Raw genomic sequence first — 26,779 nt, forward strand, 5'->3', positions numbered from 1 at the left:
GAATTTAGACCCTCATCCCGGAACCTTTCCGGGTCAGCAGCATGAAGATCAGGTATGGTGCACCGATAACCGATATGACGATTCCGACGGGAATATCGGCTGGTGCCAGAAGATTTTTGCCGATCATGTCTGCCATGAGCACCAGAGCTGCTCCGATCAGTGCAGACAATGGCAGACTGCTGAAGTAATTGGGTCCGCACAGCCGCCGTGCCAGATGGGGAGCGAGCAGGCCAATAAAGGCGATTCCGCCGCCGACGGCCACACATGCTCCAGCAAGGGCAGCAGAAAGGCAAAGAAGCAAGCGGCGTTCGGACTCCACTTTTAAGCCAAGAGCAACCGGAACTTCCTGCTTAAACTGAAGAAGATTCATGGTCCTTGCTTTATAAAAGGCAGCCGGTATAAGAATCAAAATCCATGGAAGCAGTGCCCATACATAAGGCCACCCGGTTCCCCAGATGCTTCCTGTCAGCCAAATGGCTGCCTGCTGAAAATCCTTTGGATCCATTTTCAGCTGCAGAATCATCAGAAGAGCACCGCATAGAGCATTAAATCCGAGACCGACAAGGAGAAGCCGTTCCGGGTCTATTCCCCCTTTCCATGAGAAGCGGTAAATCAGAGCTGCAATCGCAAGAGCGCCGATAAAAGCAAAAACGGGCAGGAAAAAAGGTTCAGAGAGCAGGCTTCCTTTCTCCTGTCCAAAAAGATAGATCGAAAAAACGACAGCCAGTCCAGCGCCGGCATTAATTCCGAGAATGCCCGGGTCCGCGAGGGAGTTCCTCGAAAGTCCCTGAAGAATGCTGCCTGATAGAGAAAGCCCGGCACCAATCAGCATGGCAATGACCATTCTCGGCAATCTCAGCTGAAATAAAACAAGCTCCTGCCTTGGGGTGCCGCTGCCGGCTAACGTGTTCAATATTTCAGAAAAACGGATGGGCATCACGCCAGTGGACAGGCTCAATATAAAGGTGGCCATGATTAAAAAGACAAAGGCTGCCAGCCAGGTTTTGGACTGTCTTAAAGCAAGCTTCCAATCCATTACATATACCCCCTTTTCCTTCGGGACAAATATAAGAAAAACGGAACGCCAATCAAGGCGGTCACTGCGCTGACAGGTGTCTCGAATGGAGGATTGATCATCCGTGCCCCTATATCGGCGAGTACGAGGAGAAGGGCGCCTGCAATGGCACTTAACGGAATGAGCCATCTGTAATCAGATCCGATGAGCATCCGGACTATATGGGGAACGACTAGGCCAATAAAGCCGATTGCGCCTGCAATGGAAACGGCTGCGCCAGATAGCAGAATAACAGCAATGAGCCCGATCCACCTGACTTTCTGCTGAGATTGGCCGAGACCTGCAGCCACTTCCTCCCCTAAAGCCAGTATAGTCAGAGAGCGGCTGATCCAGAGGGACAGCAGAATCCCAATGATAACAGCTGGAAGCAGTATAAAAACATGCTGCCATTTGGTTCCGGATAGTCCTCCGGCAAACCAGAAGCTCAGGTCCTGCGCCACCTGGAAATATTGGGCGATACCCGTGGAAAGAGCGCTGAATAAAGTACTTAACGCAGCACCTGCAAGCGTCAGGGTCACAGGAGATATCCGCTCTTTTGAAATCATGGAAAAAGAGAGGACAAGCATGGCGCCGGCTGCAGAGCCTGCAAATGACCAGATCAGAAGAATCCAGTAGGATCCGCTTGAAACAAATGCAAGCGAAATGGCGATGGCAAGTCCAGCTCCATGGGTAATGCCGATGATTGAAGGATCGGCAAGAGGATTGCGTGTGATGCCCTGCATAATAGTGCCTGCAACAGCAAGAGCTGCCCCAATTAGGGCAGCAGCCAATGCCCGCGGGATTCGCACTTCCCTGATCAGCTGGTGTTCAATTTGGCCGGCTTGAAAAGAGACAAAAGAGTCCCAAACAACAGAAGGGGAGATCCATATGGCTCCAAGTCCAATTGAAGCGAGCAGGCAAAGGAAAACAAATACTAAGCCAATAAGGCCCCATTTAATAGATTTTAAGTGAACAGGCTGCAGGGATTCGTTTATGTCAGCAGCAGTTCTGGCCATGATGATCAGTCCTTTTCTATGTATTTTTTTAAATGAAAATGAGAATCGTTATCGTCCTGTAAGATCGTTATTAATCTACTATCCTTCCACAGCATTTGTCAATTCATATTTCAGGAAAAAGAAGGGAGTGTCTAAATATGCTGCTGAAGAGCCATATGTTTGAAATTGAAGCATCCAACCTGCGTGAGGGCTTATCTCAGGGTATAAATGTAAAGCGCAGTCATTTATTAATCCTTTACATATCATCGGGAAAGGGAACTTTGGTAAGCGGGAACCAGAGATTGAAGGCTGAGGAGGGCAAAAGCTATTTCCTTACGGATTCAGCAATCCTTACATCGTCTTCTTCTTCTCTGCTTTCTGCTTATTTGCTTTCCTGGCCAAAAGAAGGCGATATGCTGAAAGACTTGTTAACCCGTCCGCTGGCTGACCAGGTCCCTGCAAAAATGGCCCCCCTCTGGGAAGAGATGAAGAAAAGCCGGCAGGAAAAGTCAATTTCGGCCAAATGCAGATTTCTGTCCCTTCTCTGGGAGATGCTATCCATCCTGACAGACGCGGCAGACATAGACAGAATGGAAGAAGCGGAGGAACTGATTCGAAACAGCCTGTCCCGTCCATTCACCGTTACGGAATTAGCTGCAAAAGCAAATATGACCCCTGTTACATTTTCAAGGGCTTTCCGCAAAAGGACCGGTATGACCCCGAAAGAATATTTAAATGCAGAACGAATGAAGACTGCCAAAAGATTGCTGCTCCAAAATAGAGGAATTACAGCTAAAGAAGTAGCCGTGCAAATAGGGCTTCAGGATGAATTTTATTTCAGCCGCCTTTTTAAAAGCAGAGAAGGGATGCCGCCAACTGTTTTCATGAAAAGGGCCAGTGAACGAATCGCTGTCGTAAGTCAGCTTTTTTTGCAGGACCACCTTATTTCACTCGGAATCCAGCCGGTTGCAGCTCCGTCCTACCCAACCGTCTATTCTGCGAGCAGCGGGGTTCCGAGCTATCTTCAAAAAGAGCTGGAAGGAACTAAATTGTTAAACGCAGAAAAACCATTTCAGCCGGATGATATTTTGCTGACCCATCCTGACCGCATTATTAAAACACCCTTACATCAATTTCAGCTTCAAAGCGTGCTGCTCTCAAAACAGGAGCAAGTCCATCATATGCCTTTGAAGCAGGACTGGCGTCATTATCTCTATGAAATAGCATCACTGGTCGGCTTTGAAAGCCGTGCCGAATGCATAGAAAAGGACATTCACGGTATGGAATGCAAAGTGCGGGATGAGCTTTGTCCTTTAACCAAAAATGGCCGGTGGGCTGTCATTTGGATCCGTCCGGAAGAAATACGCCTTTACGGGAAGGGAAATCATGCCCTTCTTGAACTTCTTTTTCAAGGTCTTGGATTCCAGCCGCATCCAGATCTGCATGCGGAGGGTTACCGAAATGTAAGCCTGAAAGAGATTGCTGAATTGAACCCTGACAAGCTTCTCATTTTATGGAGTCATGAAAAGGATGTTTGGAGAACTGCCCATACTTCAGATTGGAATAAAATCCGGGCTGTCCGGACTGGAGAGGTTTATTACCCTGAAAGCCATGAGTGGGATCCGTGGGGCCCGATTGGGAGGAAGAGGATGCTGGAAGAGTTTCCTTCAAGCATTCTTAAAGCCAAACTAAAAGCTTAAGGAATTAGAAGAAAATAATTTACGTGCAGCTGCAGACTTGCGGCTGTTTTTTTTTTATAACGTAAATTCATTTTGTTCATGGAGGAAGTTAAAATTGTCCATGTTCAGCAATGATGATAATGATTATCATTGAGAATGAAATTCATTATTGTTTTGGAGGAATGATCCATGAAAAAGTTTTTTGCTCCTTTGAGCGTTGTTTTTATGTTATTTTTACTTATTTTAACTGGCTGTGGAAAAGAAGAGGAAGCTTCTACAGAAGCGTCTGAAAAGAAGAAAGAAGAGAAAACAGAGGAAACAAGAACCGTTGAGCATTTGTACGGAAAAGCAGAAGTCCCTGCCGAACCGAAGAAAATCGTTCTGCTGTCTCATGTATCATGGGAAGGTTCACTTGTATCTGTTGGTGTAAAGCCTTATGCCGTGATGGCGTATGATAATGAGTTTCCTCCGCATTTAACAGAGGAGCTTGAAGGTGTGAAGGCTCTGCCTTATGCTGATGAAATTAACTCGGAAGAAATTTTGAAGCTGGATCCGGACCTGTTAATTATCAGTGACCGCTATAAGCCTTTATATGATCAGCTGTCTGAAACTATTCCAACTGTCGTTGTTGAAGTTGGCGGTGATTGGAAGGAAGACCATCTGAAGGTTGCTGAAGCTGCAGGAAAGCTTGATGAAGGAAAGAAAGTGATTGAGGATCTTGAGAAGGAAGCAGAAGATATCGGCAGCCGCGTAAGTGAAAAAATGGGCGATGAAACATTTATGGCAGTAGCAATTAACAAAAAAGATATTCGTGTATATGGACGTACAAACCATGCAACAAATTCGTTATTATTTGATGATTTGAAACTAACACCGGCAGAAAACCTTCCTGAGGATTTCGGTGAGAATATTTCGATTGAAGGATTAGCAAAGTATAATCCTGATCATATCCTCGATGTTTCTTATTTTAATAGTGGAGAGTTCTATGATTCTGTCACACAGGGCGAGGTTTGGAAAAGCCTGAAAGCTGTTCAGAACGGAAACGTACATACTCTTAAGACCACGTGGGGATATTGGGATCCGATTGAGCGCCAAAAAGGATTGAAAGAGATTGAATCCTTGCTCCTAAGTGAATAAAACATCTTAATAAGAGACTGGGACTTACGCATGTCCCTGTCTCTTCCATTACATTGATTTCTTTCATGTGAAGGAATCAAATTTTTTAACCATTATTGAGAATGGTTATCAATTACTAGGTCTAAAGACTCGGTGAAAGGATGGAATTATGCATCATTCAGCCAAACAAATTGCAGAAAATGCAACGTTTCAAGCTTTTATAAATAGTTACTTAAGAGAAGTAAATGGCGGACATTGGATGGATAGGGAGGAATGGGTGCAGGAGCAGCGGCCATCTATGACTCTATCAGGCGAATCAGTAGTGGAGATAGAACTTCCAGGTCAGTCTGCAGCATTTGCAGTGGAAGTGATTTACCAATCACTAACTGGAAGGCATTTGATCGGCGGTGCCTTTAAATATTGCAGTCAAAGACGGGAATGGATACAGCAGGACCGGCTTCCGATGATGATTGCTCTTATCCACGAACTGCATTTAATGGCTAAATCAAATGGCTGCCATGAGCTTGCATCCCATTTTGATGAGCTGGTACTCAGGCTGATTGAGAGCTATCAGACAATGGCTTTGTATATTAAAGAAAGAATGAATGACGAAAATAGCCTGTATTCCGAAGAGATCACTTTCATTGAAGCCGAGCAGTCACATTTGTTTGGACACTGGCTTCACCCTACACCGAAGAGCAGGCAGGGAATGGCTGGATGGCAGCATCCGCAGTATGCACCGGAGTTAAAGGGCCGTTTTCAGCTTCACTATTTTCAAGTAGACCGGGAGTTAGTCAGGGAAGCTTCAGCTAACCGGAATAGCGCAAGCGATATTATACTCCATTCATTAAAGAAATCGATTCCGCATTTTACTGTCCCGCATAACAACTGCCTCATTCCGATGCACCCTCTTCAGGCTCAATGGCTGCTTCAGCAGAATCATGTCAGAGGGGCGGTTGAAAAAAATCTAATAAAAGATCTTGGCCCAATGGGAGCCTATTATTCAGCTACCTCTTCCATCAGAACGGTTTACAGCCCGGAAAATAAATGGATGTTCAAATTTTCTGTTCCGGTAAAAATTACGAATTCATTAAGGACGAACCGCCTGCATGAACTAAAGGCAGGTACCGCTATGACGGAACTAATGGATAAGCTTCGCTTTACGGAAAAATATCCGTCATTTCGGATGATTGATGATCCGGCCTATATAACAGCTGAATTGCCGGGGCATAAAGAGTCAGGGTTCGAGGTCATTATTCGGTCCAACCCTTTTCCAGAAGGAGCGGATAAGGGGATTAGTTCCATCGCGGCATTGGTTCAGGATCCGCTGCCGGATGAATGCTCAAGACTGCAGCGGACAATTGAAAGGCTGGCACAAACAGAGAGAAGAGATCCGCAGGAAATCTGTATGGACTGGTTCGAAAAATACTGGAGATGCTCAATTGAGTCTCTGATCCGATTATATGATGATCATGGGCTTGCCCTTGAGGCACATCAGCAAAACAGCGTCCTGGATTTATCATCGGGATACCCGGAAGCTTATTACTATCGTGATAATCAAGGCTACTATCTATCAAACTCTTATAGAGGAAATCTATGCAAACTGCTGCCGTCATTGGCAGATTGCCCGGAACTATTTTATGAGGATGACCTCATTCAGGAACGCTTCACCTATTACCTGTTCATGAATCAGCTCTTTTCAGTGATTTGCCGATTTGGGCAGGACGGTCTCGTCAGTGAAGATCGTTTGATCGAATGGTGCTGGAAAAAGCTTTGCATACTTGAAAAAGAGCTGTCTGGACAGGGGAAAGCATTCATCGGCCATATCCTGCACTCAGAGAAGCTTGCCTATAAAGCCAACCTGCTGACCCGTTTCCATGATGTGGATGAACTGCTGGCGAAGAACGAACAAGCCGTTTACACCTATATCCCAAATCCTTTTGCCATTGTGAAGAAGGAGGAGAACTATGCAGAAGCTGCATCCGCTGCCATCTAAGAAAGTTGAAAGAAGAGTCATCCGACAGTTACTGGAGGCCGTTCTTTTTGAAGGGCTGATGGATTATGAAAAAACAGCAAATCAGCCGGAAGAACCTTTATTGAGATTCACCGTTTTCGGAAATCAGCGGACTTACTGCTGTGAGGGAAGGGTTGCTGCGTTTGACCGTGTGCGGCTAGAGGAGGACAGCATCTGTTCCGTGCAAAGCGATGGTTCCCGTACGTCAACAAGCATAGAGGAGCTGGCAGAGGACCTTGTACCCGACCCGGAAAAAAGAAACAAGCTTATTCACGAGCTGCAGCAAACCATTCAGCTGAGTGAATGGAATGAAATAAATCTCATACCGTCTCTTTCAAGGAGAACATTCAGTTATGAGGAGCTGGAGTCTGGAGTTTGGGAAGGGCATCCCTATCATCCTTGTTTTAAGGCAAGGACTGGATTCTCTCTTGAAGACCATGCTGCATTCGGTCCGGAAGCAGGCCAATCTTTTGCACTGCAATGGGCTGCAGTGAGACGCGAGCATAGCCGAATGGCTCTCCCCGAGGGTGAGAAGGAATTCTGGGAGAAGGAGCTGGGTCCTCTCATGCTCGGACAACTTCTGACCGAGCTGCATGAGCTGGGAAAAACTTTTGAAGAATACACCTTTCTGCCAATACATCCATGGCAGGTAAAGCATATTAAAGATGAATTGGAGCAAGGGGATGTCGTTCTCCTAAGAAGCAGCGGGGATTCTTATCGTGCAACCCAGTCGGTCCGAACGCTTTGGAACGTAATGAATCCAAAGAAGGCTCACATAAAACTATCCATGAATTTGGTTAATACCTCATCGCTAAGAACCTTAGACACTCACGCCATCTGTGCTGCTCCCCATATTTCCAAATGGATAGCTGACACGGTGGAAGCTGATCCATTTTTAAAGGAAGAAGCTTCCTTGATTGTTTTGAAGGAGTATGCAGGGATTGCCCATCAGCCTATTGAGGAAAAAACAGAGGCAAAACTGGGAGCTATTTGGCGGGAAAGCGTTCGTCTCCACATGGAAGATGGTGAGGAGGCTGTACCTTTTACAGCACTTCCATTAATGGAGAGGGACGGTTCCCTATTTATAAATGACTGGCTTGTGCACTATGGAATAGAAAACTGGTTAAAAAGGCTGATGGAAGTAAGTGTGGTGCCGGTCTGGCACTTGCTCGCCGCTCATGGAATAGCTGTGGAGGCACATGCCCAGAACATGATCCTCCTTCATAAAAACGGCTGGCCAACCCGTGTTGTTTTGAGGGATTTCCATGACAGCACAGAGTATCATCATGATTTTTTGGCAGAACCCAGCCGGATTCCTGACTTTGGAGAGATTCATAAGCAGTTTAAAAAAGGCGGGGAAGATGAGTTTTATTGGATGACTTCCATTGAAGCACTACGAGAGCTTGTCATGGATACATTGTTTGTTTTTCATTTAACAGAACTGTCTTTTGCGCTTGAAGAGCAGTACGGCTACAATGAGAGAAAATTTTGGGCGCTGGCTGGCGAGACGCTTGCCGGGCACATGAGCTGCTATCCAGAATTGATTTTCCGAAATTACCTTCTGCAGCATACAGCCCCTATGGTTTATGCCGAATCGCTGCTGAAAAGGAAGGTCCAAAAAGAAGAGGCTGGCGGTTTCCGCCATCTTGTCACGAACTCTTTAGCATAGAACCCAAAGGAGAATTGAGATGTTTTTTATAAATGATCAGTACTATACGCTGGATGATCTTGAAAGACAATATACGGTATTTGAAAATATAACTCATTTAAAAGATTGCCGGAATAAGAGATTGGCTGTTTGTATGCCGGATGCTTTTCAATGGCTTGCACTCTGTTTATTTGTACGCAGTAAAGGAGGGTCCATTGTCCCCCTCCATCCTTCTGTCCCGAAAGAAGGTGCCATCAGGATGGCAAATAAGGCGGGAAGCCATTTCCTGCTTTATGAAAATATCCACCTGCCGATCCACTTGTCACAGCAGATAAATGAGAAGGAAGGCGTTCTGGTGCAGATGAGTTCGGGTACGACTGGTGATCCTAAGTGCATTGAACGCACATGGGAATCGATTGAGAACGAGCTTAAAAGCTATGTCTCGGTTTTGCCGGCTGATAATCAGACTGCTTCAGTCGTTGCCTGCCCGACGACCCATTCCTATGGTTTAATCTGCGGTGTACTTGCATGCATAAGGCGTGGGGCAGAACCGGTCATTCTGACAAATATGAACCCTAAATATGTGCTGAAAAAGCTGAAAGAACATCCTAAGCATATTCTTTATGGGGCTCCTGCACTGCTGCATACTTTAACGCGCCTAATTAGGGATGGGCAGCGGTTTGATGCTGTCATGACATCAGGCACACTCATGCCTGCCGGCTGGATGGAAGCATTAAAGAAGGCTTCAAATCGAGTGCTTCAGCAATATGGCTGTTCTGAAGTAGGATGTGTGGCCATTCATCCGGATGTGAGCGACCCGCGTGAAATGGGCTATCCGCTTCCGCACGTCAAAGTGGAGGCCGGAAGCATCCAAAATCCTGGTGAAATCCTCATTCATGATTCTGAAAAGACAATCTATACAAAAGATCTTGGCTATATAGAAAATGGTGTTCTGTCATTTCTGGCCAGAATGGATGACACCATCAATGTTGCAGGCTTGAACGTTTATCCCCAGGAGGTGGAAGACGTTTTGATGGGAGAGCCGAGAATTATAGAGGCAGTTGTTTATAAAAAAGTTCATCCGCTTTCAGGAGAGAGAGTCTGTGCGCAGTATGTCTGCTCCGAATTCATTGAGGAAGAGGAACTGAGAGAATGGTGCAGGGATTATCTCGCCCCCTACCAGGTTCCGCTGGAATTTAAGAAAGTAAAGGAAATCGAAAAACTGCCGAATGGAAAGGTCAGCCGAAAAAGGCTGGGGGAAGGAGTGCTTGCATGACAAGACAAGAAATCGTACAGGTAATCCGTGACATTTTACAAGATCAATTAGAGCTTCCTTCCATGAAGGCTTTTCATGAAGATGCACGTTTAAATGAAGATTTGTATATGGATTCCATAATGATTCTGCAGCTGATCCTTCATTTGGAAGTAGACATGGGATTTGATATTCCAGATGAAATGCTTGTCCCAAAAGATTTCCGGACAGTAGGAAGCCTGGCTGATTTTCTGGAGCGAAAGCAGGAGCCGGCTGCAGCGGAGGGATCCGTATGATTAAAGTGCATTGTTTTGTAAGCTGTGTGTGCGAAGCGGTCAAAAAGACAGAAGGCGCTGACCATCGCCCTTATTATTTCGGAGTATGGGATGCAGATTTTGATGTGCTGAAAAATGGAGTGTTAACGTATCATTCCAAACGGATCGACCATAATTTTTTTCACAAGTGGTATGAAATGCTTTATGGCATCAAGCTGCATAAATGGTACGACGAGAAGCAAAGCAAGCAGGAAAATATGAAGGTAATGCTGAGTTTGCTGGAAAATAAGAAGCCTCATGAATATGTCATGGTGATGCTCGATTTGTCAAAGCTTCCTGAGCGGGAAAATAAATTTCATCAAAGCCCTTTTCCCCATTACGTGATGCTGGAAAAGACGGGAAACGAAAAGGAATGGTTTATGTATGATCCTGACTTCCGCTGGGAAGGAGTGCTGGCTAAAGACCGGATCCTGGCTGCCATTGAGGATCCTTCAGCTGAAGGCGGCTATTTCTTTGATGCATCTGACATTATTATGCCAACTGCCGAAACGGTTGAAGCGTATTTTAACACATGCATCAAGCATGACTGCAATCCAATGACAGATGCTGTTGCAAAGATTATCGAGCTTCATGCTGCTGGAGAAGAAAAGTTTCTTCTGTCAGGGCTGACATTGGCTTTAAGGGAGTTGCCTGTTCTCGCCATACGGAAGTATGCCTATGAACATGCTTTTGCGTTTTTCTGGGAATCGCTTGGCTATGATGAAGAAGGATTTGAAGCCTGGTGTGATGAAATCGAAAAACTTGTGAAAGGGTATACAGCCATCCAATACCGGGCCATGAAGCTCGCTATGACTGGAAACAGGCGGTTAGTGGACGAAATTACTGCAAAGCTGGAAGAACAGAATATCCTGGAATTTAAAATAAAAAGGGGGCTGCAGGAGAGCTTTGAGGCTTGGTCTGAACTGCAGCAATCTCAAAACATGAAGGAGGCCATCCTATGAAACTTTCTCTTTGCACCATCTCATTCCGGCATCATCTCCAATCGATTGACCAAATTGCCCACTGGGCCCAGAATAATGGGTTCCAGGGGATTGAACTATGGGGTGTCCATGCCAAAAATCTGGCGGAAGATATCCATTATGGAAGTGAGTGGCTGAGCTCATATGATCTGGAGACAAGTATGCTGAGCGACTATTTGCCCCTGGATGCACCCCTTCCTGCACTAATGGCTGAAATGAACGCCCTATGTTCACTTGCGCACCGCTGGGGAACGGACAAAATACGGACATTTGCAGGGAACAAAGGCAGTGCGGATATCAGCAGATTAGAGCGGATTGAGCTTGTTTCGCGCATGAAGATGCTCTGTAAAATGGCTGAAGCCGAGGGAATGCAGCTGTTGGTCGAGACCCATCCGAATACTCTTACAGATAATCCATCTTCTGCACTTCAGCTTCTCGAGGAAACGGATCATCCGGCCCTAAGGGTTAATTTTGATGTTCTGCACATATGGGAATCAAGAGTGGACCCTCTATTTGCTCTTAAGCAGCTGCAGCCCTATGTTTCGCATTTTCATTTCAAAAATATTGAATCACGAAGCAAGCTTGGCGTCTTTGCCCCTAATAATGTGTATGCAGCAGCCGGCAGCAGGGAAGGCATGGTTTCACTGTTTGAAGGAGCGGTGGACTATCGTCTGTTTCTAAGAGAAGCTTCTGAAATGATGGAAATGGACGCTTCATTGGAATGGTTCGGTCCAAATGTGAAAAGCATACTGGCAAAAGACAGCAGGGAGATTATGAAGCTTCTTCAGGTTGAAGAAGCAAGGTAAATGGACAGAAAAAAATCAATCAAACGTTTGATTGAAAGGGAATGGGCGCAGTACTGGTACGGGATAGAGAGTACTGGCTGCGTTTTTTTGATATGGGAGACATGTGAGGAATCAATGACTGCCGATTGCCTGTTCAATCGCAACCGCGGCAGAATCAATGGAAGGATACGTCCTTTTCTGTGAAGTTCCCGTATAAGTAACCTCAAATGAATGAGACTCTTTTATATAACGAACCACTAGAATCTGTGATTGATCTTTTGTAAACGTTTGGGTGATCTGGGAATCGCTGTAGTACTTTAACGTTTCAAGCATGTTTTTCGTATGACCTAATGGCATAGTCCGCAACCTCCTTCTTGGGTTGGTGTATCCTATGAAGATCCTAATTCCATTATAAGGAATTTAACCTCCTGTTTATATGGATAATTTGTCACATTTTATCACAAGATTTAGACTTTTAAGATCTGCAGCAAAAAGGCCAGTCTGCAATAGACTGGCCAATTCTTATGCAAGCTGCTGCTCGGCAAATTCCCTGTATAGCTCATGGGATTGAGTTAGTTCATAATGTGTGCCAATGCCTGTCACCCTCCCTTTTTCAATAAAGACAATTTGATCCGCATCGACAATTGTTGAAAGGCGGTGGGCGATGACGAAAGTTGTCCGGCCTTCCATTAAGCGGGTAAGCGCCTGCTGGACGATGCCTTCCGATTGGCTGTCGAGGCTTGCAGTAGCTTCGTCCATCATCAATATTTTGGGGTCGCGAAGGAATGCGCGCGCAATGGCAATCCTCTGCCTTTGTCCCCCGGAAAGCTTTACACCCCGCTCACCCACTTCTGTATCAAGTCCTTTCGGAAAATCGGCAATGAATTGATCTGCATATGCCATTTTGGTAACTTCCCATAATTTCTCATCTGAGATGTTTTCGGGTCTTTCCAGTCCATAGCATAAGTTCTCACGTATTGTACCTGCCATCATTGCACTTTCCTGTGAAACATAGCCGATTTGACTGCGCCAGGATTTAAGCGATATCTGCTGGATGGGTGTATGGCCAATTTTAATTTCACCTGCAGCTGGCTCGTAAAATCGTTCAAGCAATCCAAACAGGGTGGTTTTTCCGCTTCCGCTTGGACCTGCCAATGCAATCATCTGGCCTGGCTGGGCTTCCAGAGAGATATTTTCCAGGACACTCTCTTCTGCACTATAGGAGAAAGAAACGTTTTGGATTGTAATCGGCTTGCTGCTGATATCCATCTCGATTCCGTCCTGTCCATCCTCCAAAGGCTCTTCTAAGATTTCTATGATCCGTTCTGTTGCGCCTTTTGCTTTTTGCAGCTGTGTAAAAAACATCGCAAATGAAGTGATCGGCATAATAATCTGGAACAAATACAGCAAAAAGGCTACAAGAGAACCCGTTGACATCGATCCGCTTGCCACACGCATGCCTCCATAGGCGATGATCATGACGATGACCACCATCATAATCAGGTACATCGTCGGGCCGATCATGGCAAAAATGCGGGCTTCCCGCAAACCGTAGCCAAGCAGCTTGTCGATGCCATCCAACCCTTTTTCTTCTTCATTTTGCTCTGCAGTAGAAGACTTCATTAAGCGGATTTCTCCGAGTGTCTGGGTTATATTTCCGGTAAAGATGGCCGTTTCATCTTGAAGGCCCCGGGATATTTTTGCCATCTTTCGGCCAAGCGGAATCATAATGGCCAGTGTAATAGGAACAGATGTGAGCATCAGCAGTGTCATTTTCCAGTCCATCACAAGCAGGATAATAATTGCACCGATAATACTGATAATCCCGGTAATGAACTGTGGAAAGTGGCTGGTAATCAGCTCCCTGACAATGCTGGTATCATTCACTACGCGGCTGACTGTCTGGCCGCTGGATTGCTGATCAAAATAACGGACCGGCAGCCTTATAAGCTTCATCCACATCCGATCCCGGAGCCGCGCCACCACTTTTTGGCCCACATAGCTCAGCAGGTAAATGGAAATCCCGCTGATAATCGCCTGGAGGATAAAGGCTGTCCCGATTCCGATGATGAGCGGAACGCTTAAAGATTCAACTGAGAAACCGTCCACCAGATTTTTGGTCAGCAGCGGAACCACCAGCCCGGTCAGGGTGGTTAAAATGCTCGCTGTTAAACCAATGATGAGCGCAGTCTTTGGAATTTTTGCTGATAGAATGAGTGAAATGAATGGTTTTAGGCTGGCTTGCTTTTGGTTCATTTGGCGTGCTCCTGTCTCTTATATATCCTAATATTATATAACATTGAAACTTCCATTTCCTGTTATGCACCTTAACGCCTATCCGATGAATAGGATGTGTTAAAAACCCAAAAAGGATGGATAGCCGTGGCAATCAACTTTCCAGTAGGCATCAAAACGATAACAATCAGCACCGGGCCCACCAAAGTCGTCTATTATCCCCGTGTTTCAGGCATGCAAAATAAGCAGCTGCAGGAATTTATAAACAATACCATTCTCAGGCAAAACCAGCAGCTCATTAACGAACAGACAGGCAATATGGATACAACCGTTGTGGATTTGTATGGATATTATGAGATTAAAAATAATCAGCGGGATGTGCTGAGTTTGTCTTTGAGCAACTATGTGTATCATTACCATGCTGCCCATGGAATGACAGTTATAAAATCACTGACGTTTGATCTTCAGAAGGGGAAGCAGGCGGCACTTAAGGATTTATTCAAGCCGGGAAGCGACTATGTCAAACGGATTTCAGACTTGATTGCTGTACAAATCAAAGAGAGAGACATTCCGCTCCTGGTTGATTTTACTGCAATCAAGCCAGACCAGGATTTTTACATTGCAGACAAAGCGCTTGTTGTCTATTTCCAGCTATATGAAATCACGCCATACGCCTATGGATTCCCAATGTTTCCGATATCCGTTTATGATCTGCAGGATATTATTGATAAAAATGGGCCGCTGGGGAGGATGGCAGTGAATTAAATAAATGGAGGATGCTGCTTTAACAGTGTCCTTTTTATTTTACACCCCTATTGCAATGCGAAGTGATTTAGATAATGTCAAAAAGGCGGCAAATATCTACTTCATACACATGAGGAAGATGGTATATTAAAACGGTTTATTAATGTGTGGTTTAGTGGGCTGAAGGGGTAAGCGATAAGTATTGTATCAATCTTACAGACGAGTTCTTGCATAAAGAATACCTGATTTAATCAAACGTTTGATTGAAATAGATGAAAGTTGTTCTCAAATACAGTGGCCATTGGGAGTAAATATTGATAAAAAAACCGCTCCTGCCAAAAGCAGTAAGCGGTTTTAGGTTGAAAATTAATTCCGGATCAGATAGTCAAACGCACCAAGTGCAGCAGTTGCGCCGGATCCCATGGAAATAATGATTTGCTTGTAGGCACTGTCTGTACAGTCTCCAGCAGCAAATACGCCAGGAATATTAGTGGAACCATGCTTGTCCACAACGATTTCGCCGAAGCGGGTACGCTCGATCTGGTCGCCTAACCAATCTGTGTTAGGAACCAAGCCGATTTGGACGAACACACCTTGCAGTTCAACATGATGTGTTTGTTCTGTTTCACGATCCATGTATGAAATACCGTTAACTTTGTCAGTCCCGGTAATTTCAGTTGTTTGGGCATTTGTGACAACCGTTACGTTTGAAAGGCTGTTTAGACGTTCCTGCAGAACGGCATCTGCTTTCAATTCAGGATTGAATTCGATAACCGTTACATGGTTAACAATTCCTGCAAGGTCAATCGCTGCTTCAACACCGGAGTTGCCTCCACCGATAACAGCTACATCTTTGCCTTCAAATAATGGTCCATCACAGTGAGGGCAGTAAGCGACCCCTTTGTTTTTGAACTCTGCTTCGCCAGGCACGTTGACGTTTCTCCAGCGTGCGCCAGTTGAAAGGATGACTGATTTGCTTTTCAAAACAGCACCGTTTTCAAGTTCGATTTCAACAAGGTCCTTCTTTTCAAGTCTCTTGGCACGCTGCAGATTCATGACATCGATGCCATAATCTTTCACGTGTTCTTCAAGGCTTGCAACAAGCTTAGGTCCTTCTGTGTGCTTCACACTAATGAAGTTTTCGATGCCTAAAGTATCCATGACCTGGCCGCCAAAGCGTTCAGCAACGATGCCCGTGCGAATACCTTTGCGTGCTGCATAGATGGCAGCACTAGATCCAGCAGGACCGCCGCCAATGACAAGCACATCATAAGGATCCTTATCTGCAAATTCTGATGCATCAGGGCCTGTTCCCATTTTCGCCAGAATTTCTTCAAGGGACATACGGCCGCTTCCGAATGATTCGCCATTTAAAAGAACTGTCGGCACTGCCATGATTTCTTTGGCATCTACTTCTTCTTTGTAAGCAGCACCATCAATCATAGTATGTGAAATATTAGGGTTAAGAACACTCATGACGTTAAGAGCCTGTACTACATCAGGGCAGTTGTGGCAGCTCAAGCTGACATAAGTTTCAAAACGATATTCGCCTTCAATCTTCTTCACCTGGTCGATGACTTTCTGGTCAACCTTAGGTGCTCTTCCGCTAACTTGAAGCAGAGCAAGCACTAAGGAAGTAAATTCATGTCCAAGAGGAATGCCTGCAAAGGTAATGCCAGTATCTTCACCTGGTCGATTTACACTAAAGCTTGGCGTCCTTTGTAATTCAGTACGCTCAACTTTAATGTGAGAGGACATATTGGACAGCTCGTCTACTAAAGCCAGCATGTCGCTGGATACTTTGTCTGATCCAGCGCTGACTTTTAGAAGAATGTCGCCCTCCATCATCTGAAGATATTGAGCTAATTGTGCTTTAATATCTGCATCAAGTAACATGATTATCGTGCTCCTTAGATTTTACCTACTAGATCAAGGCTTGGCTTAAGTGTTTCAGATCCTTCTTTCCACTTAGCCGGGCAAACTTCACCTGGGTTGTTGCGTACATATTGAGCTGCTTTAAGCTTGCTTACAACCTGGCTTGCGTCACGGCCGATTCCGCCAGCGTTGATTTCAACAGTTTGGATGATGCCATCTGGATCGATGATGAATGTTCCGCGTTCTGCAAGTCCATCTTCTTCGTTAAGAACTTCGAAGTTGCGGGAAATTCTTTGGTTCGGGTCACCAATCATAACGTATTCAATCTTGTTGATTGTTTCTGAGTTATCGTGCCATGCTTTATGAGTGAAGTGAGTATCAGTTGATACAGAATAAACTTCTGCTCCCATATCTTTTAAAGTTGCATATTCATTTTGAAGGTCTTCTAATTCAGTAGGGCATACGAATGTGAAATCTGCAGGGTAGAAGCATACTACGCTCCACTTTCCTTTGAAGTTTTCTTCAGTAACATCGATGAAATCACCGTTATGGTAAGCTTTTGCTGCGAATGGTAGTACTTCTGAACCGATTAATGCCATGATTAAATTCCTCCTTAAAATGGTTGAGTGTTATGATTATTAATTAAATAGCGAACTATTTAATAATAATTCTAATTCGGTAATAATTATCATATACGACATATTTTTTGTCAAGGGATAAGCTGTGAAAATTTGCTCCTTTTCGGCTGGATGGCGGAAACTTTAAATGCCCGGATAAGAAGCCAATGTAAATTCTGCTTTTTCTTTGGTGGAATCAGTGCGAAATGGAACTTTCAAAGTGGCCTTGAGCCCGTTAATAACAGTATAACTCTTTCTTTTATTAATTACCCTTTTTTTGCCTGTATCAATCTCAACTAATATGAGATTTAAGTTTATAATTGAGAATGTGATTAAGCATAAGCTTTAGATAAAGCCTTTGGATAAGACGGTGCCCAATGATCAGGAACTGGTCCACATTAACTTATTATTCCCTCTTGGGCTAAAAACAATCGATATGGCAGTAAAAATAGTTCAATCAAACGTTTGGTTGGTTAGAGTAAAAAAATACCTGTTTTTATAAAAATACCTTGCATTACAATATAGTGAGGGATTATATTGAAAGTATATCTTGTATTGCAAGGTATTTAACTGCAGGTAATTATCTTGTAATACAAGGTAGTGGAAGGAGTAAGGTGAATGTCAGATACCACGCAAATGTTAAAGGGAATTTTGGACGGTTGTCTATTAGCTATCATTAAAGAAGGGGAGATATATGGGTATGAACTGGCGGCGAAATTGGAGTCATATGGATTTCGCTCATTGAGCGAGGGCACCATTTATCCGCTGCTTCTGCGTATGCAAAAGGAAGAGCTGATCAGTGCTACATTGCGAAAGTCAACGGCTGGACCTAAACGAAAATATTACACATTAACTGAAAAAGGCGAACAGGAGCTGGACCTGTTTATTGTGCGCTGGGAACAGGTAAGTTCATCTGTTGACAATGTATTGAATAAAAGGGGGATATAAAAAATGGTCTCAAAAGAGTCTGAACAGTTTTTGACAGAGCTTCGTTTTTACCTGATGTCAAAAGGAAAAAACGATGATGAAATAAATGAAATAACAGAAGAGCTTGAAGTGCATTTAATGGAAGCTGAAGCCGATGGGAAAGATGTTTCTCATATTATCGGGGATAGCCCAAAGCAATATATGAAAAGCATCGGAGAATCAATGACTACCGATTATCGTCAGATGGCGGGGCTGGTGCCGCTGATGATTCTTATGCTGGGTGCTTATGTCTGCATAGGCCCTGCAATTGAAGGGAACTTTTCTTTATCCAAAGGTACACTTTGGATCGCTATTATAGCAGGAGTGATTGCAGTCGCAGGTTATGGTGTTCTGATTTTCAGAGTGCTTCCTAAATTTCTTCATTCCAAGTGGAGTGCAGTTCTGCTTTCAGGAGCTGGAGTGGCTATGACAGGCATAATGGTTATGGTTTTACTTTGGAATCAGAAACAGGAGTTTGAACCGGTCTTTACAGCAACGCCCTTTCAGAATAATGTAATTGTGGCAGTTTGTGCGGTTATATTTATTGTTTCTGCTATTTATACAAAAACATGGTTTACGATTATAATTCCCCTGTTTATATCTATGGGACCTATTGCCAATCGATTTATTCCAAAGGATGTGAATGAAAATTCAACATATATTTTATATACTGTTATCGCATTCGTTATTATAGCGGCTATAATGGTATTTGTTTTCATAGCTAAACGGAAAAATATGTTGAACAATGGAGGAAAACGAAATGTCTAGCTTGCCTAATTGCCCAAAATGCAGTTCAGAGTATACGTACGAAGACGGGGTGCTCTTTGTATGTCCTGTGTGTGCACATGAGTGGGCAGCTGAATCCGAAATCAACAGTCTTGAGGACGAAAAGGTGATTAAGGATTCTAACGGAAATGTACTAAATGATGGAGATACAGTATCCGTCATTAAAGATCTTAAAGTGAAAGGCTCCTCTTCCGTTATTAAGATTGGAACCAAGGTTAAAAATATTCGTCTTGTGGACGGCGACCATGATATCGACTGTAAGATCGACGGTTTTGGCGCCATGAAGCTGAAATCGGAGTTTGTGAAGAAAGTGTAACGAAAAATGGCCTATCCTTCCATGGATTGGCCATTTTTCCATTTCCTTTTGCGGGTCCTAAAATAGTAGTGGAAAGGTCATCACCTCTGGTTTATGATAAAGAAAGAATATTAAGAATTTCTCAATATAGGTGGGAGCCTCCTTGATACTATTAGACTACATTGTCAACCTCTCCATTTTTTCATTACTGGTCAGTGTGCCTTTAATTCTCCGCTCGTTTATCAGTCATAAACCGCTTAAGGACCTGCATCTTTTGGGCGGCATATATGCCGGGATTATTTCTGTCATTCTTGTGGGTTTATCTTTTAACGAGCAGGGTTATTCCTATGATATTCGCTATGCCATTCTGATTTTGGTATTTTCCTATTTGGGGCCGGGAGCAGGGGTTATTACCGCAATTATGGCTCTTGCCACAAGGCTTGCAGTCAGTGAGAATTGGCTGCCTGCAGTAATAGGGTTACTGCTTATTTTGATTGCTTTTACTGTCATACATAGATATACCCAGCACCATAAGGCTGTTAAAAAAACGGCCATATTATATGGTGGGTATTGTATCATTTATATTATAACGGTACCTATCATTTTTAACGTTTTTAGAGACAGCCTGATTTTTCATCTGCAATATCTTTTGTTTGTGGGGCTTGGTGTCATTGTTGGGAGTTTGCTGATTGAATCCTATGAACGATTAATTCGAATCATTACAGAAAAAAAGCGGATGGAAAAAACGCTGGAAGAAAGTGAAGCTAAATACCGGCTAATCGCTGAAAACACTTCAGACCTAATCGCAGTTATGGATAGGGATCGCAGTTTAAGTTATTTATCTCCGTCTCATGAGTTTGTTTTAGGATATGAAGTGCCGGAACTGCTAAAGATGGAAGTGGATATTGTTATTCATCCGGATGAAGCGGAAAATTTTCAGGCAGGTATGCAAAGGATATTCGAGAATAATGAGAGAATGGCAATGGAGTTCCGGCTAAAAAACAGAGAAGGCAATTGGATTGAATTTGAGTCACGGTGTATGCCGGTTGAGGGGGATAATGGTGTAATCGAGCATGTTGTCATGATCAGCAGGGATATTTCTGAGCGGAAAAAAGCAGAGGAATTTCTTTTGCAGTCTGAGAAATTATCGATTGTAGGGGAGCTCGCAGCCGGGGTTGCCCATGAAATCAGAAACCCGCTTACCACCATCAAAGGGTTTGTGCAGCTCTATAAGAGCGGCAATAGCCAAATTAATGAATTGCTGCTAAGCGAACTTCAGCGCATTGAAAATATCACCACTGAAATGCTTTCGCTTGGAAAACCGCAGGCGATACAAATGGACAGTGCTGATTTAACGGATATTATAGTGAATACAGTCGAGTTACTATCCCCGCAGGCAAATATGAACGGTATTCAGTTTAAGTTGAATTTTGCTGATGGTGATTTTTTGATATCATGTGAAAAAAATCAAATCAAGCAGGTTTTTTTGAATATCTTAAAAAACGCCATGGAAGCTATGGATAACGGAGGGGATATTGAGATTTCCCTAAAAAGTAATAATGACGGGGATTGTATTGTCTCATTTCAGGATCAGGGGTGTGGAATACCTGACGAATTTCTGCCGAGACTGGGTGAACCTTTTTATACATTAAAGGAAAAAGGGACTGGACTGGGACTTATGATTTGCCATAAAATCATTAAGCAGCATCATGGCAGCATCGTATACAAAAGCAAGATTGGTGAAGGTACTTTAATAGAGATTACATTGCCGCTTTTAAAAACAATTAAATAAATTGAAAAAAGCAGGGGTAGTCCCTGCTTTTTTCAATTTATTTTGGAAGACGCTTCAAGCTCCGGATCCATAAGTCTCTTTTTTGCAAAACGAAACACAATAATGAGCAAGACAGCCGCTGCCGGATAAACCGGGATTGAATAGACCAGTTTCCATCCTGTATAGATGAGTGCATGATTTTTAACAGTAAGCCATTCAAAGAATATGGAAAATGCACTCCAGCCCAGTATGTACCAAATAGACTTCTTGCCATAGAGTTCCCAGCGGTCATAGCCAAATAAAAAAATCAGAGCGGAACAGGGATACATGAAAAAATGAAAAAGGGCTCCCGATAGTTCATAAGTAGGGTTGTCACCAAATATATACATCCGAAAAGGCGTGGCCAGCAGAAAGTAATCAATGGTCGCAACCAATGTAAGGTTATAAACCCATATGATTATAACTAAAACTGGAGGAAAGTACTTTCGGATCGGCAGAAATAAGAGTATGACAATTGCAGAAGTCAAAATAAAGAACCATTCATTCCAATCAAATGTAACATTCATACAGCCTAGACTCCTCTATATAGTATCTTCCGGAAAAAATTCATAAAGCCGATTAAAATCAGTAGTGACAGCAGCCAAAAAGTAGATGACCACCAAATTTTCCAATGAATATGGATCAGTACTCCTGTTATATGCCCAAGCCACTCCAGTCCCCCTAAGATCAAGATAAAAAAGATTATTAAGAGGAGCTTACTCTTGTATGTTTTCCGGATAAGAAAATAGTTCAAAAAAAGGACCATGAAGGCAGGGAATAGCAAAATTCGGTTAAAGAAATGGGAGAATTCATAGCTCAGTTGTTCCGGAATGATGAGAGTTTTGAAGTTCATATAGCAAAGGGCCGAAAAATTTTGAAAGAGATAGGAGCTTAACATCCAATAGACGAAGGTTTCCAATATATGCAGATGTTTCTTTAGTTTAATAAAAAGAAACAATACCAACGTATTGATTACGAGGTAAATAAGAAAAATCATTGTGCAGGAACCCCCTTTGTCTCACTGGATCTCTCAAATAACTTAACTTGTTTCTTCTTATCTTGTTCATTAGGGGCTGATTTATTTAGTAACCTGATCATGTTAATAAGAAAAGACGAGGAGCCTGATGCACCTCGTCTCCTTATATTTAGAAATCAAAATTGTCGGGATTTGGTCCAACACGTAAATGTGCATCTAAGGAATCAATCAATTCCATCTCTGGCTGAGATAGTTCAAAATCAAATAAATCTGCATTTTCTTTGATGCGATGAGGTTTTGTTGACTTAGGGATGACGATAATGCCGTTTTGCAGGTGCCACCTTAGGACAATTTGTGCAACGGATTTCCCATGTTTTGCAGCCAGTTCATTCAGGACCCCGTTTTCGAATAATCCGCCTTGCATTAGTGGGGCCCACGCTTCAATGTGCATATCATGTTTGGCAGCAAAGTCACGAAGTTCAGTTTGTGCCAATTTCGGGTGCAATTCAATTTGATTAATCATTGGTTTGATTTCAGCTGTTTTCAATAGATTTTCTAAATGGCTGATTTGAAAGTTGCTGACGCCAATCGCTTTGATTTTACCATCTTTATATAAATCTTCCAGTGCTCTCCAAGTTTCTGTGTATTTTCCCTCAACAGGCCAATGGATCAAATAAAGGTCAAGATATTCAAGTCCCATTTTTTTCAATGAGGTGTTAAACGCCTTAAGGGTTGCTTCATAGCCCTGGTCAGAGTTCCACACTTTTGAAGTGATAAAAAGTTCCTCTCTATTAAAGCCAGACTGGCGGATGGCTTCTCCCACCCATTCCTCGTTTCCGTAGATGGAAGCTGTGTCGATGCTTCTATAGCCAATTTCAATTGCTGCTTTAACAGCGGTCAATAGTTCTTCTTCCTTTTCCACTTTGAATACACCAAGACCAATCCTGGGCATTTTAACTCCATTTGCAAGTGCTGCATTACTTGATAAAGATAGTTTATTCATATAAGACACTCCTTAATTAATTAGTTAGTTTGTTTTTCAAGTTTTTTTAGTAATCCCGTCAGAATTACAGCCCCAAGCACCATTACTCCGCCAATCCACGGTGTGTGAATTAAGCCGATAGAATTCACGATCAGTCCCCCGGTAAATGAGCCGATGGCAATTCCGATGTTAAATGCTGCAATATTTAAAGCGGAAGCAACGTTGACAGCAGAAGGAACATATTTCTCAGCCAGATTTACCACCAGAATTTGAAGGCCTGGCACATTCATGAAAGCAAATAAGCCCATTAGAAAAATAGCGATAAGCCCAAAAGTTTTAAAAGGTGCTGCGAAAGTGAGAAGGCCCAAAATAATGGCTTGAAGAGTAAACATCCAAAATAACGCTTTTAATGGATCCTTGTCAGATGCTTTGCCTCCAAAAACATTGCCGATAGCCACGGCCACTCCGTAAACCAGAAGAATAATACTTACCCATTTTGCGCTAAACCCTGTTACATCTTCGAGAAGCGGTGTCAGATAGGTAAAAGATACAAATGTCCCTCCGTATCCGAGTGCAGTAATACTAAATGCTAAAAGCAGTTTTCCGCTGTTTAGAATTTTCTGCTGTTCACTAAACTTGGAAGCTGGTGCTTGTTTAAGATCTGAAGGAATCAGAAGGGCGCTGGCGATAATTCCAATTATCCCTAACAGAGCCACTCCCCAGAAGGTAGCTCTCCAGCCAAATATCTGGCCAATAAATGTTCCGAGCGGCACACCTGTCACGGTGGCGACAGTCAAACCAGTGAACATAAAGGCAATCGCACTGGCTCGTTTATTTTCAGGAACTAAATCAGCAGCAATGGTCGATCCGATTGAGAAAAAGATGCCGTGTGAAAAAGCTGTTATAAAACGCGCAGCCAGCAAAAATGTAAATGACGAAGACATGGCTGCAACAGAATTTCCAATGATAAATAAAACCATTAATGACATAAGCAAAGACTTTCTGTTCATTTTACTGGTCAAAGCAGTTAGTATAGGTGCACCAATCGCAACTCCCATGGCATAACCGGAAATCAATAAACCGGCCAATGTAATGGAAATTCCCAAATCGCCTGATATGGCAGATAAAAGCCCTACAGGCACAAACTCTGTGGTGCCAATTCCGAATGCACTGATTGCAAGTGCAAGCAGGGCGGGAGTGCCGCCTTTTTCTTTTTGTCTATTTATTGCAATTGAATTCATTAGCAATGAATCCTCCTTTTTAATGTAATAGCAGTTAAGAAAGTACAGCCAGGCGCCTTGGCCATACAGTCTTGTTGAAAGATATTATGGAGCAGGACAAACATGATGAACAGTACGTACTTTAAAGTAATACAGGTACTAAAAAGTAACCTATGGTCTATTTCACCATTTTGTTTTATGCTTCCTTATGCTATTATGGAGGGCATGATTCTAAATGAACAGTACGCACTTTAAAGTAATGTAGGTACTTTTAAGTGCCTATAAAACAGAGGGGGAAGGATGTTGGCTTACAATATACCGGTAGAAGCTACTTTAGATGTGATTGGCGGGAAGTGGAAAGTTGTAATTATGTGTCATTTAATTAAAGGTGAAAAGCGAACTAGCGAGCTTAAACGCCTTATGCCTGGGATTACGCAAAAAATGCTGACTCAGCAGCTTCGTGAACTTGAAGCGGATGAGGTTGTAAACCGCACTGTTTTTGATCAGGTGCCCCCTAAGGTTGTATATTCTTTAACAGATTACGGATGGTCACTTCGCCCGATCCTGGATGCAATGTGCAACTGGGGAGAAGGGCATATTGAGTTAACAGGCGGAGAGCTTGTGGAATAATAAAAAATTTAGGACTCGTATGCTTTAGGCAAACGAGTCCTTTTTAATGGCAAAGCTATTTACTCTTTATTTGTTCGCGGATACTCTCGAGCTCCTCAAGCGATAAAGAGCCAAGTGACTTCTTAATTTCTTCCTCGATTTGTTTCTTATTACTTTCTCTGTATTGGTCCCACCAATCTCGCAGTCCTTCTGTATTTGCAAGCAGATACTCAATATCGATTTCTTCTACTTCATCATCCGAAAGATAATTTAAAACAGAAGCTAACATCCTATTTAGCTTACTGATTTCATCCTCACTTTTTTTGAGGGGGGTATTTGATGGTGCTTCACTATCCTTCTTGTTCTCTTCTCCGCTGTCTGCTGATGCTGCTTTCCTTGGCATGAAATCATACCCTTTCTAATACGAATAAGAATTTCTCTTAGTATTGCCTCAAAAAAATAATAAAAAAACTGAACGATAATTATTTATAAGCGTCTCATAAGTAAAGTCATTTATTGGGGGTACTCATAATGAAAGAACGTGTGGTCGAATTCAATACAGATGTAAAAATAAAGGGGACAGTGAGTTTTCCGAAAGAGTCCGAAGGAAAGCTTCCCCTTGTTATTATAATTCATGGTTCAGGCCCTGTTGACCGGGATGGCAATGCGAAGGTAATGCAGATGAATGCTTATAAGATGCTTGCTGAGTTTTTTGCATCAGCCGGTGTAGCGGTTCTTAGATATGACAAGCGGGGAGCCGGTGTGAGCGGGGGTGACTTTTATCAAACAGGCATGTGGGATTTAGTTAACGACGGAGCAGCAGCTGTAAAGACGGCTCTCGAACTGCCGGAAATTGACCCTAAAAGAATATTTCTGCTGGGTCACAGTGAAGGATGTACATTAATTCCTCCTATTAATAAGAAGGCGGAAGCTACAGGTATTATCTTTCTTGCCGGTCACGCGGAAAATGTCAGGAATGCATCTGAGCTGCAAGTAAAACTGCTGGAAGAAGAAATTAAAGAAATGAAGGGAGTGAATGGGATAATTCTTCGTGCTTTAAAAGTTCATAAAACTGCCGCTTCCAAACAAAAGAAAATTTTTGATGAAATGATGGAATCAGAAGAGGCAGTAATGAAAAAAGGATTTACAAAGATCAATGCAAAATGGGCAAGAGAGCATTTTCAATATAAGATGGAAGAAGATTTGGCTGCAATTACATGTCCCGTTCTTGCTATTACCGGTAATAAAGATGTTCAAGTCGATCCTGAGCATGTACATCTTTTTGCAGAAAAAGTGAATGGCCCAGCTGAGAGCTATAATGTCTCGAATATGAACCATCTTCTTAGAGATCAGGAAGAACAAACTTCTATGCTAAAGCTGAAGTCGATTTATAAAAGAAGTCTTTCAAAGCCGCTGAGCGCTGAAATGCTGGACATAATTGAAGAATGGACGAAGAAGTATATTCTCTAAAGACGTAAAGATGCATGCGCATGGTTTTGAGAAAAATTATGGCGTATGCAATTTTTTTATATAAAGTATTGACTTTGGGGTTTAAATTATTGTAAGATAGTTTTTGTCGCTAAGAGTTATTCGCTCAGCGGCAAAAAAACTTTTGAATCTGTTTGAATATCGAATAGAAAAAAAGTAAAAAAATCTGTTGACTTACTTAAATGAAGATGATAAGATGAATATCGTTGTCACTTCGAAAGAAGTTAGCACATTAGTTCTTTGAAAACTAAACAAAACAGAAACGTCAACGTTTAAATCATTAGTCTTTTTCGAAAAGACAAACGAGCTTAATCAACTCTTATATGGAGAGTTTGATCC

Annotated in this window: 26 protein-coding genes; 15 read left to right on the plus strand and 11 right to left on the minus strand. The window is 43.0% G+C overall.

Annotation, left to right across the window (positions count from 1 at the left end; genetic code table 11):
* Positions 1–4 precede the first annotated feature (4 nt).
* Both AC3WTL_RS19785 and AC3WTL_RS19790 read right to left on the minus strand, forming a co-directional pair.
* Positions 5–1,036 carry a FecCD family ABC transporter permease gene (locus AC3WTL_RS19785; RefSeq protein ID WP_197212529.1) on the minus strand — a complete coding sequence of 344 codons (1,032 nt, stop codon included), beginning with the start codon at positions 1,034–1,036 and terminating at the stop codon, positions 5–7.
* Entirely contained in the window at positions 1,036–2,070 is a 1,035-nt protein-coding gene (locus AC3WTL_RS19790) for a FecCD family ABC transporter permease (RefSeq protein ID WP_492369922.1), read from the minus strand. The genes AC3WTL_RS19785 and AC3WTL_RS19790 overlap by 1 nt, the downstream gene beginning before the upstream one ends.
* A 137-nt stretch (positions 2,071–2,207) precedes the next feature.
* On the opposite strand from AC3WTL_RS19790, the gene AC3WTL_RS19795 reads away from it, so the two are divergent.
* The 8 genes from AC3WTL_RS19795 (at position 2,208) to AC3WTL_RS19830 (ending at position 11,858) form a co-directional block, all read left to right on the plus strand.
* On the plus strand, positions 2,208–3,749 hold the full coding sequence (locus AC3WTL_RS19795; RefSeq protein ID WP_261391562.1) for an AraC family transcriptional regulator: 1,542 nt from the start codon (positions 2,208–2,210) through the stop codon (positions 3,747–3,749).
* Positions 3,750–3,917: 168 nt separating this feature from the next.
* Entirely contained in the window at positions 3,918–4,865 is a 948-nt protein-coding gene (locus AC3WTL_RS19800) for an ABC transporter substrate-binding protein (RefSeq protein ID WP_061793031.1), read from the plus strand.
* Between the two features lie 148 nt (positions 4,866–5,013).
* Positions 5,014–6,840: an IucA/IucC family protein gene (locus tag AC3WTL_RS19805; protein WP_492369923.1), complete on the plus strand. Its 1,827-nt coding sequence runs from the start codon at positions 5,014–5,016 to the stop codon at positions 6,838–6,840.
* Positions 6,812–8,527: an IucA/IucC family protein gene (locus tag AC3WTL_RS19810; protein ID WP_492369924.1), complete on the plus strand. Its 1,716-nt coding sequence runs from the start codon at positions 6,812–6,814 to the stop codon at positions 8,525–8,527. Before AC3WTL_RS19805 ends, AC3WTL_RS19810 begins: the two co-directional genes overlap by 29 nt.
* A gap of 19 nt (positions 8,528–8,546) precedes the next feature.
* Positions 8,547–9,782, plus strand: coding sequence for an AMP-binding protein (locus tag AC3WTL_RS19815; RefSeq protein ID WP_492369925.1), 1,236 nt, complete (start codon positions 8,547–8,549; stop codon positions 9,780–9,782).
* On the plus strand, positions 9,779–10,054 hold the full coding sequence (asbD, locus tag AC3WTL_RS19820) for a petrobactin biosynthesis protein AsbD (RefSeq protein ID WP_197249278.1): 276 nt from the start codon (positions 9,779–9,781) through the stop codon (positions 10,052–10,054). Before AC3WTL_RS19815 ends, asbD begins: the two co-directional genes overlap by 4 nt.
* Entirely contained in the window at positions 10,051–11,034 is a 984-nt protein-coding gene (locus AC3WTL_RS19825; RefSeq protein ID WP_492369926.1) for a DUF6005 family protein, read from the plus strand. The genes asbD and AC3WTL_RS19825 overlap by 4 nt, the downstream gene beginning before the upstream one ends.
* Complete coding sequence (locus tag AC3WTL_RS19830; protein WP_197249280.1) at positions 11,031–11,858, plus strand: sugar phosphate isomerase/epimerase family protein; 828 nt, start codon at positions 11,031–11,033, stop codon at positions 11,856–11,858. The genes AC3WTL_RS19825 and AC3WTL_RS19830 overlap by 4 nt, the downstream gene beginning before the upstream one ends.
* Before the next feature lie 111 nt (positions 11,859–11,969).
* On the opposite strand, the gene AC3WTL_RS19835 is transcribed toward AC3WTL_RS19830, so the two are convergent.
* Both AC3WTL_RS19835 and AC3WTL_RS19840 read right to left on the minus strand, forming a co-directional pair.
* Positions 11,970–12,194 carry a hypothetical protein gene (locus AC3WTL_RS19835; RefSeq protein WP_163144883.1) on the minus strand — a complete coding sequence of 75 codons (225 nt, stop codon included), beginning with the start codon at positions 12,192–12,194 and terminating at the stop codon, positions 11,970–11,972.
* A gap of 165 nt (positions 12,195–12,359) precedes the next feature.
* A complete protein-coding gene (locus tag AC3WTL_RS19840) occupies positions 12,360–14,093 on the minus strand; it encodes an ABC transporter ATP-binding protein (protein WP_492369927.1) in 1,734 nt (577 codons plus the stop codon).
* 126 nt (positions 14,094–14,219) lie between these two features.
* On the opposite strand from AC3WTL_RS19840, the gene AC3WTL_RS19845 reads away from it, so the two are divergent.
* The gene (locus tag AC3WTL_RS19845; protein ID WP_492369928.1) at positions 14,220–14,837 is read left to right on the plus strand and encodes a DUF3298 and DUF4163 domain-containing protein; all 618 of its coding nucleotides are present in this window, start codon (positions 14,220–14,222) and stop codon (positions 14,835–14,837) included.
* 345 nt (positions 14,838–15,182) lie between these two features.
* On the opposite strand, the gene ahpF is transcribed toward AC3WTL_RS19845, so the two are convergent.
* Together ahpF and ahpC are read right to left on the minus strand one after the other, a co-directional pair.
* Positions 15,183–16,712: an alkyl hydroperoxide reductase subunit F gene (gene ahpF / locus AC3WTL_RS19850; RefSeq protein ID WP_492369929.1), complete on the minus strand. Its 1,530-nt coding sequence runs from the start codon at positions 16,710–16,712 to the stop codon at positions 15,183–15,185.
* A gap of 14 nt (positions 16,713–16,726) precedes the next feature.
* Complete coding sequence (ahpC, locus tag AC3WTL_RS19855; protein WP_009335870.1) at positions 16,727–17,290, minus strand: alkyl hydroperoxide reductase subunit C; 564 nt, start codon at positions 17,288–17,290, stop codon at positions 16,727–16,729.
* 636 nt (positions 17,291–17,926) lie between these two features.
* Here ahpC and AC3WTL_RS19860 point away from each other — a divergent pair.
* The 4 genes from AC3WTL_RS19860 to AC3WTL_RS19875 all read left to right on the plus strand — a co-directional run bounded on the left by AC3WTL_RS19860 (position 17,927) and on the right by AC3WTL_RS19875 (position 21,147).
* Positions 17,927–18,256 (plus strand): PadR family transcriptional regulator, encoded by a 330-nt coding sequence (locus tag AC3WTL_RS19860; RefSeq protein ID WP_163144887.1) that lies wholly within the window; start codon positions 17,927–17,929, stop codon positions 18,254–18,256.
* A gap of 3 nt (positions 18,257–18,259) precedes the next feature.
* Positions 18,260–19,042 (plus strand): hypothetical protein, encoded by a 783-nt coding sequence (locus tag AC3WTL_RS19865; RefSeq protein ID WP_197249283.1) that lies wholly within the window; start codon positions 18,260–18,262, stop codon positions 19,040–19,042.
* On the plus strand, positions 19,035–19,376 hold the full coding sequence (locus AC3WTL_RS19870; protein ID WP_197249284.1) for a zinc ribbon domain-containing protein YjdM: 342 nt from the start codon (positions 19,035–19,037) through the stop codon (positions 19,374–19,376). Before AC3WTL_RS19865 ends, AC3WTL_RS19870 begins: the two co-directional genes overlap by 8 nt.
* Positions 19,377–19,518: 142 nt before the next feature.
* Positions 19,519–21,147 carry an ATP-binding protein gene (locus AC3WTL_RS19875; RefSeq protein WP_492369930.1) on the plus strand — a complete coding sequence of 543 codons (1,629 nt, stop codon included), beginning with the start codon at positions 19,519–19,521 and terminating at the stop codon, positions 21,145–21,147.
* 32 nt (positions 21,148–21,179) lie between these two features.
* Here AC3WTL_RS19875 and AC3WTL_RS19880 read toward each other — a convergent pair whose 3' ends face one another.
* The 4 genes from AC3WTL_RS19880 to AC3WTL_RS19895 all read right to left on the minus strand — a co-directional run bounded on the left by AC3WTL_RS19880 (position 21,180) and on the right by AC3WTL_RS19895 (position 24,364).
* The gene (locus AC3WTL_RS19880) at positions 21,180–21,692 is read right to left on the minus strand and encodes a hypothetical protein (RefSeq protein WP_197249286.1); all 513 of its coding nucleotides are present in this window, start codon (positions 21,690–21,692) and stop codon (positions 21,180–21,182) included.
* Positions 21,693–21,707: 15 nt separating this feature from the next.
* Positions 21,708–21,836, minus strand: coding sequence for a hypothetical protein (locus AC3WTL_RS19885; protein ID WP_264193796.1), 129 nt, complete (start codon positions 21,834–21,836; stop codon positions 21,708–21,710).
* A 474-nt stretch (positions 21,837–22,310) separates the two neighbouring features.
* The gene (locus tag AC3WTL_RS19890; RefSeq protein WP_492369931.1) at positions 22,311–23,144 is read right to left on the minus strand and encodes an aldo/keto reductase; all 834 of its coding nucleotides are present in this window, start codon (positions 23,142–23,144) and stop codon (positions 22,311–22,313) included.
* Positions 23,145–23,164: 20 nt separating this feature from the next.
* Positions 23,165–24,364 (minus strand): MFS transporter, encoded by a 1,200-nt coding sequence (locus AC3WTL_RS19895; RefSeq protein ID WP_492369932.1) that lies wholly within the window; start codon positions 24,362–24,364, stop codon positions 23,165–23,167.
* A gap of 279 nt (positions 24,365–24,643) precedes the next feature.
* On the opposite strand from AC3WTL_RS19895, the gene AC3WTL_RS19900 reads away from it, so the two are divergent.
* Positions 24,644–24,973, plus strand: a complete 330-nt coding sequence (locus tag AC3WTL_RS19900; protein WP_197212471.1) for a winged helix-turn-helix transcriptional regulator — start codon at positions 24,644–24,646, stop codon at positions 24,971–24,973.
* A gap of 55 nt (positions 24,974–25,028) precedes the next feature.
* Here the strand turns inward: AC3WTL_RS19900 and AC3WTL_RS19905 are convergent, their stop codons facing one another.
* Positions 25,029–25,355: a hypothetical protein gene (locus tag AC3WTL_RS19905; protein WP_163144896.1), complete on the minus strand. Its 327-nt coding sequence runs from the start codon at positions 25,353–25,355 to the stop codon at positions 25,029–25,031.
* Between the two features lie 128 nt (positions 25,356–25,483).
* On the opposite strand from AC3WTL_RS19905, the gene AC3WTL_RS19910 reads away from it, so the two are divergent.
* Complete coding sequence (locus AC3WTL_RS19910; RefSeq protein ID WP_248349383.1) at positions 25,484–26,422, plus strand: serine aminopeptidase domain-containing protein; 939 nt, start codon at positions 25,484–25,486, stop codon at positions 26,420–26,422.
* The last annotated feature ends 357 nt before the right edge of the window (positions 26,423–26,779 follow it).

The organism is Cytobacillus sp. EB106-05-05-XG126 (assembly GCF_058791715.1).

Bases quoted from the DNA above. Each gene is read 5' to 3' on its own strand.
- AC3WTL_RS19815 (WP_492369925.1), top strand. From the start codon at position 8,547: ATGTTTTTTATAAATGATCAGTACTATACGCTGGATGATCTTGAAAGA.
- AC3WTL_RS19800 (WP_061793031.1), top strand. From the start codon at position 3,918: ATGAAAAAGTTTTTTGCTCCTTTGAGCGTTGTTTTTATGTTATTTTTA.
- AC3WTL_RS19860 (WP_163144887.1), top strand. From the start codon at position 17,927: ATGTCAGATACCACGCAAATGTTAAAGGGAATTTTGGACGGTTGTCTA.
- AC3WTL_RS19835 (WP_163144883.1), bottom strand. From the start codon at position 12,194: ATGCCATTAGGTCATACGAAAAACATGCTTGAAACGTTAAAGTACTAC.
- AC3WTL_RS19890 (WP_492369931.1), bottom strand. From the start codon at position 23,144: ATGAATAAACTATCTTTATCAAGTAATGCAGCACTTGCAAATGGAGTT.
- AC3WTL_RS19865 (WP_197249283.1), top strand. From the start codon at position 18,260: ATGGTCTCAAAAGAGTCTGAACAGTTTTTGACAGAGCTTCGTTTTTAC.
- AC3WTL_RS19910 (WP_248349383.1), top strand. From the start codon at position 25,484: ATGAAAGAACGTGTGGTCGAATTCAATACAGATGTAAAAATAAAGGGG.
- asbD (WP_197249278.1), top strand. From the start codon at position 9,779: ATGACAAGACAAGAAATCGTACAGGTAATCCGTGACATTTTACAAGAT.
- ahpC (WP_009335870.1), bottom strand. From the start codon at position 17,290: ATGGCATTAATCGGTTCAGAAGTACTACCATTCGCAGCAAAAGCTTAC.
- AC3WTL_RS19840 (WP_492369927.1), bottom strand. From the start codon at position 14,093: ATGAACCAAAAGCAAGCCAGCCTAAAACCATTCATTTCACTCATTCTA.
- AC3WTL_RS19830 (WP_197249280.1), top strand. From the start codon at position 11,031: ATGAAACTTTCTCTTTGCACCATCTCATTCCGGCATCATCTCCAATCG.
- AC3WTL_RS19795 (WP_261391562.1), top strand. From the start codon at position 2,208: ATGCTGCTGAAGAGCCATATGTTTGAAATTGAAGCATCCAACCTGCGT.
- AC3WTL_RS19785 (WP_197212529.1), bottom strand. From the start codon at position 1,036: ATGGATTGGAAGCTTGCTTTAAGACAGTCCAAAACCTGGCTGGCAGCC.
- AC3WTL_RS19900 (WP_197212471.1), top strand. From the start codon at position 24,644: ATGTTGGCTTACAATATACCGGTAGAAGCTACTTTAGATGTGATTGGC.
- AC3WTL_RS19905 (WP_163144896.1), bottom strand. From the start codon at position 25,355: ATGCCAAGGAAAGCAGCATCAGCAGACAGCGGAGAAGAGAACAAGAAG.
- AC3WTL_RS19805 (WP_492369923.1), top strand. From the start codon at position 5,014: ATGCATCATTCAGCCAAACAAATTGCAGAAAATGCAACGTTTCAAGCT.
- AC3WTL_RS19810 (WP_492369924.1), top strand. From the start codon at position 6,812: ATGCAGAAGCTGCATCCGCTGCCATCTAAGAAAGTTGAAAGAAGAGTC.
- AC3WTL_RS19825 (WP_492369926.1), top strand. From the start codon at position 10,051: ATGATTAAAGTGCATTGTTTTGTAAGCTGTGTGTGCGAAGCGGTCAAA.
- AC3WTL_RS19870 (WP_197249284.1), top strand. From the start codon at position 19,035: ATGTCTAGCTTGCCTAATTGCCCAAAATGCAGTTCAGAGTATACGTAC.
- AC3WTL_RS19895 (WP_492369932.1), bottom strand. From the start codon at position 24,364: ATGAATTCAATTGCAATAAATAGACAAAAAGAAAAAGGCGGCACTCCC.
- ahpF (WP_492369929.1), bottom strand. From the start codon at position 16,712: ATGTTACTTGATGCAGATATTAAAGCACAATTAGCTCAATATCTTCAG.
- AC3WTL_RS19880 (WP_197249286.1), bottom strand. From the start codon at position 21,692: ATGAATGTTACATTTGATTGGAATGAATGGTTCTTTATTTTGACTTCT.
- AC3WTL_RS19790 (WP_492369922.1), bottom strand. From the start codon at position 2,070: ATGGCCAGAACTGCTGCTGACATAAACGAATCCCTGCAGCCTGTTCAC.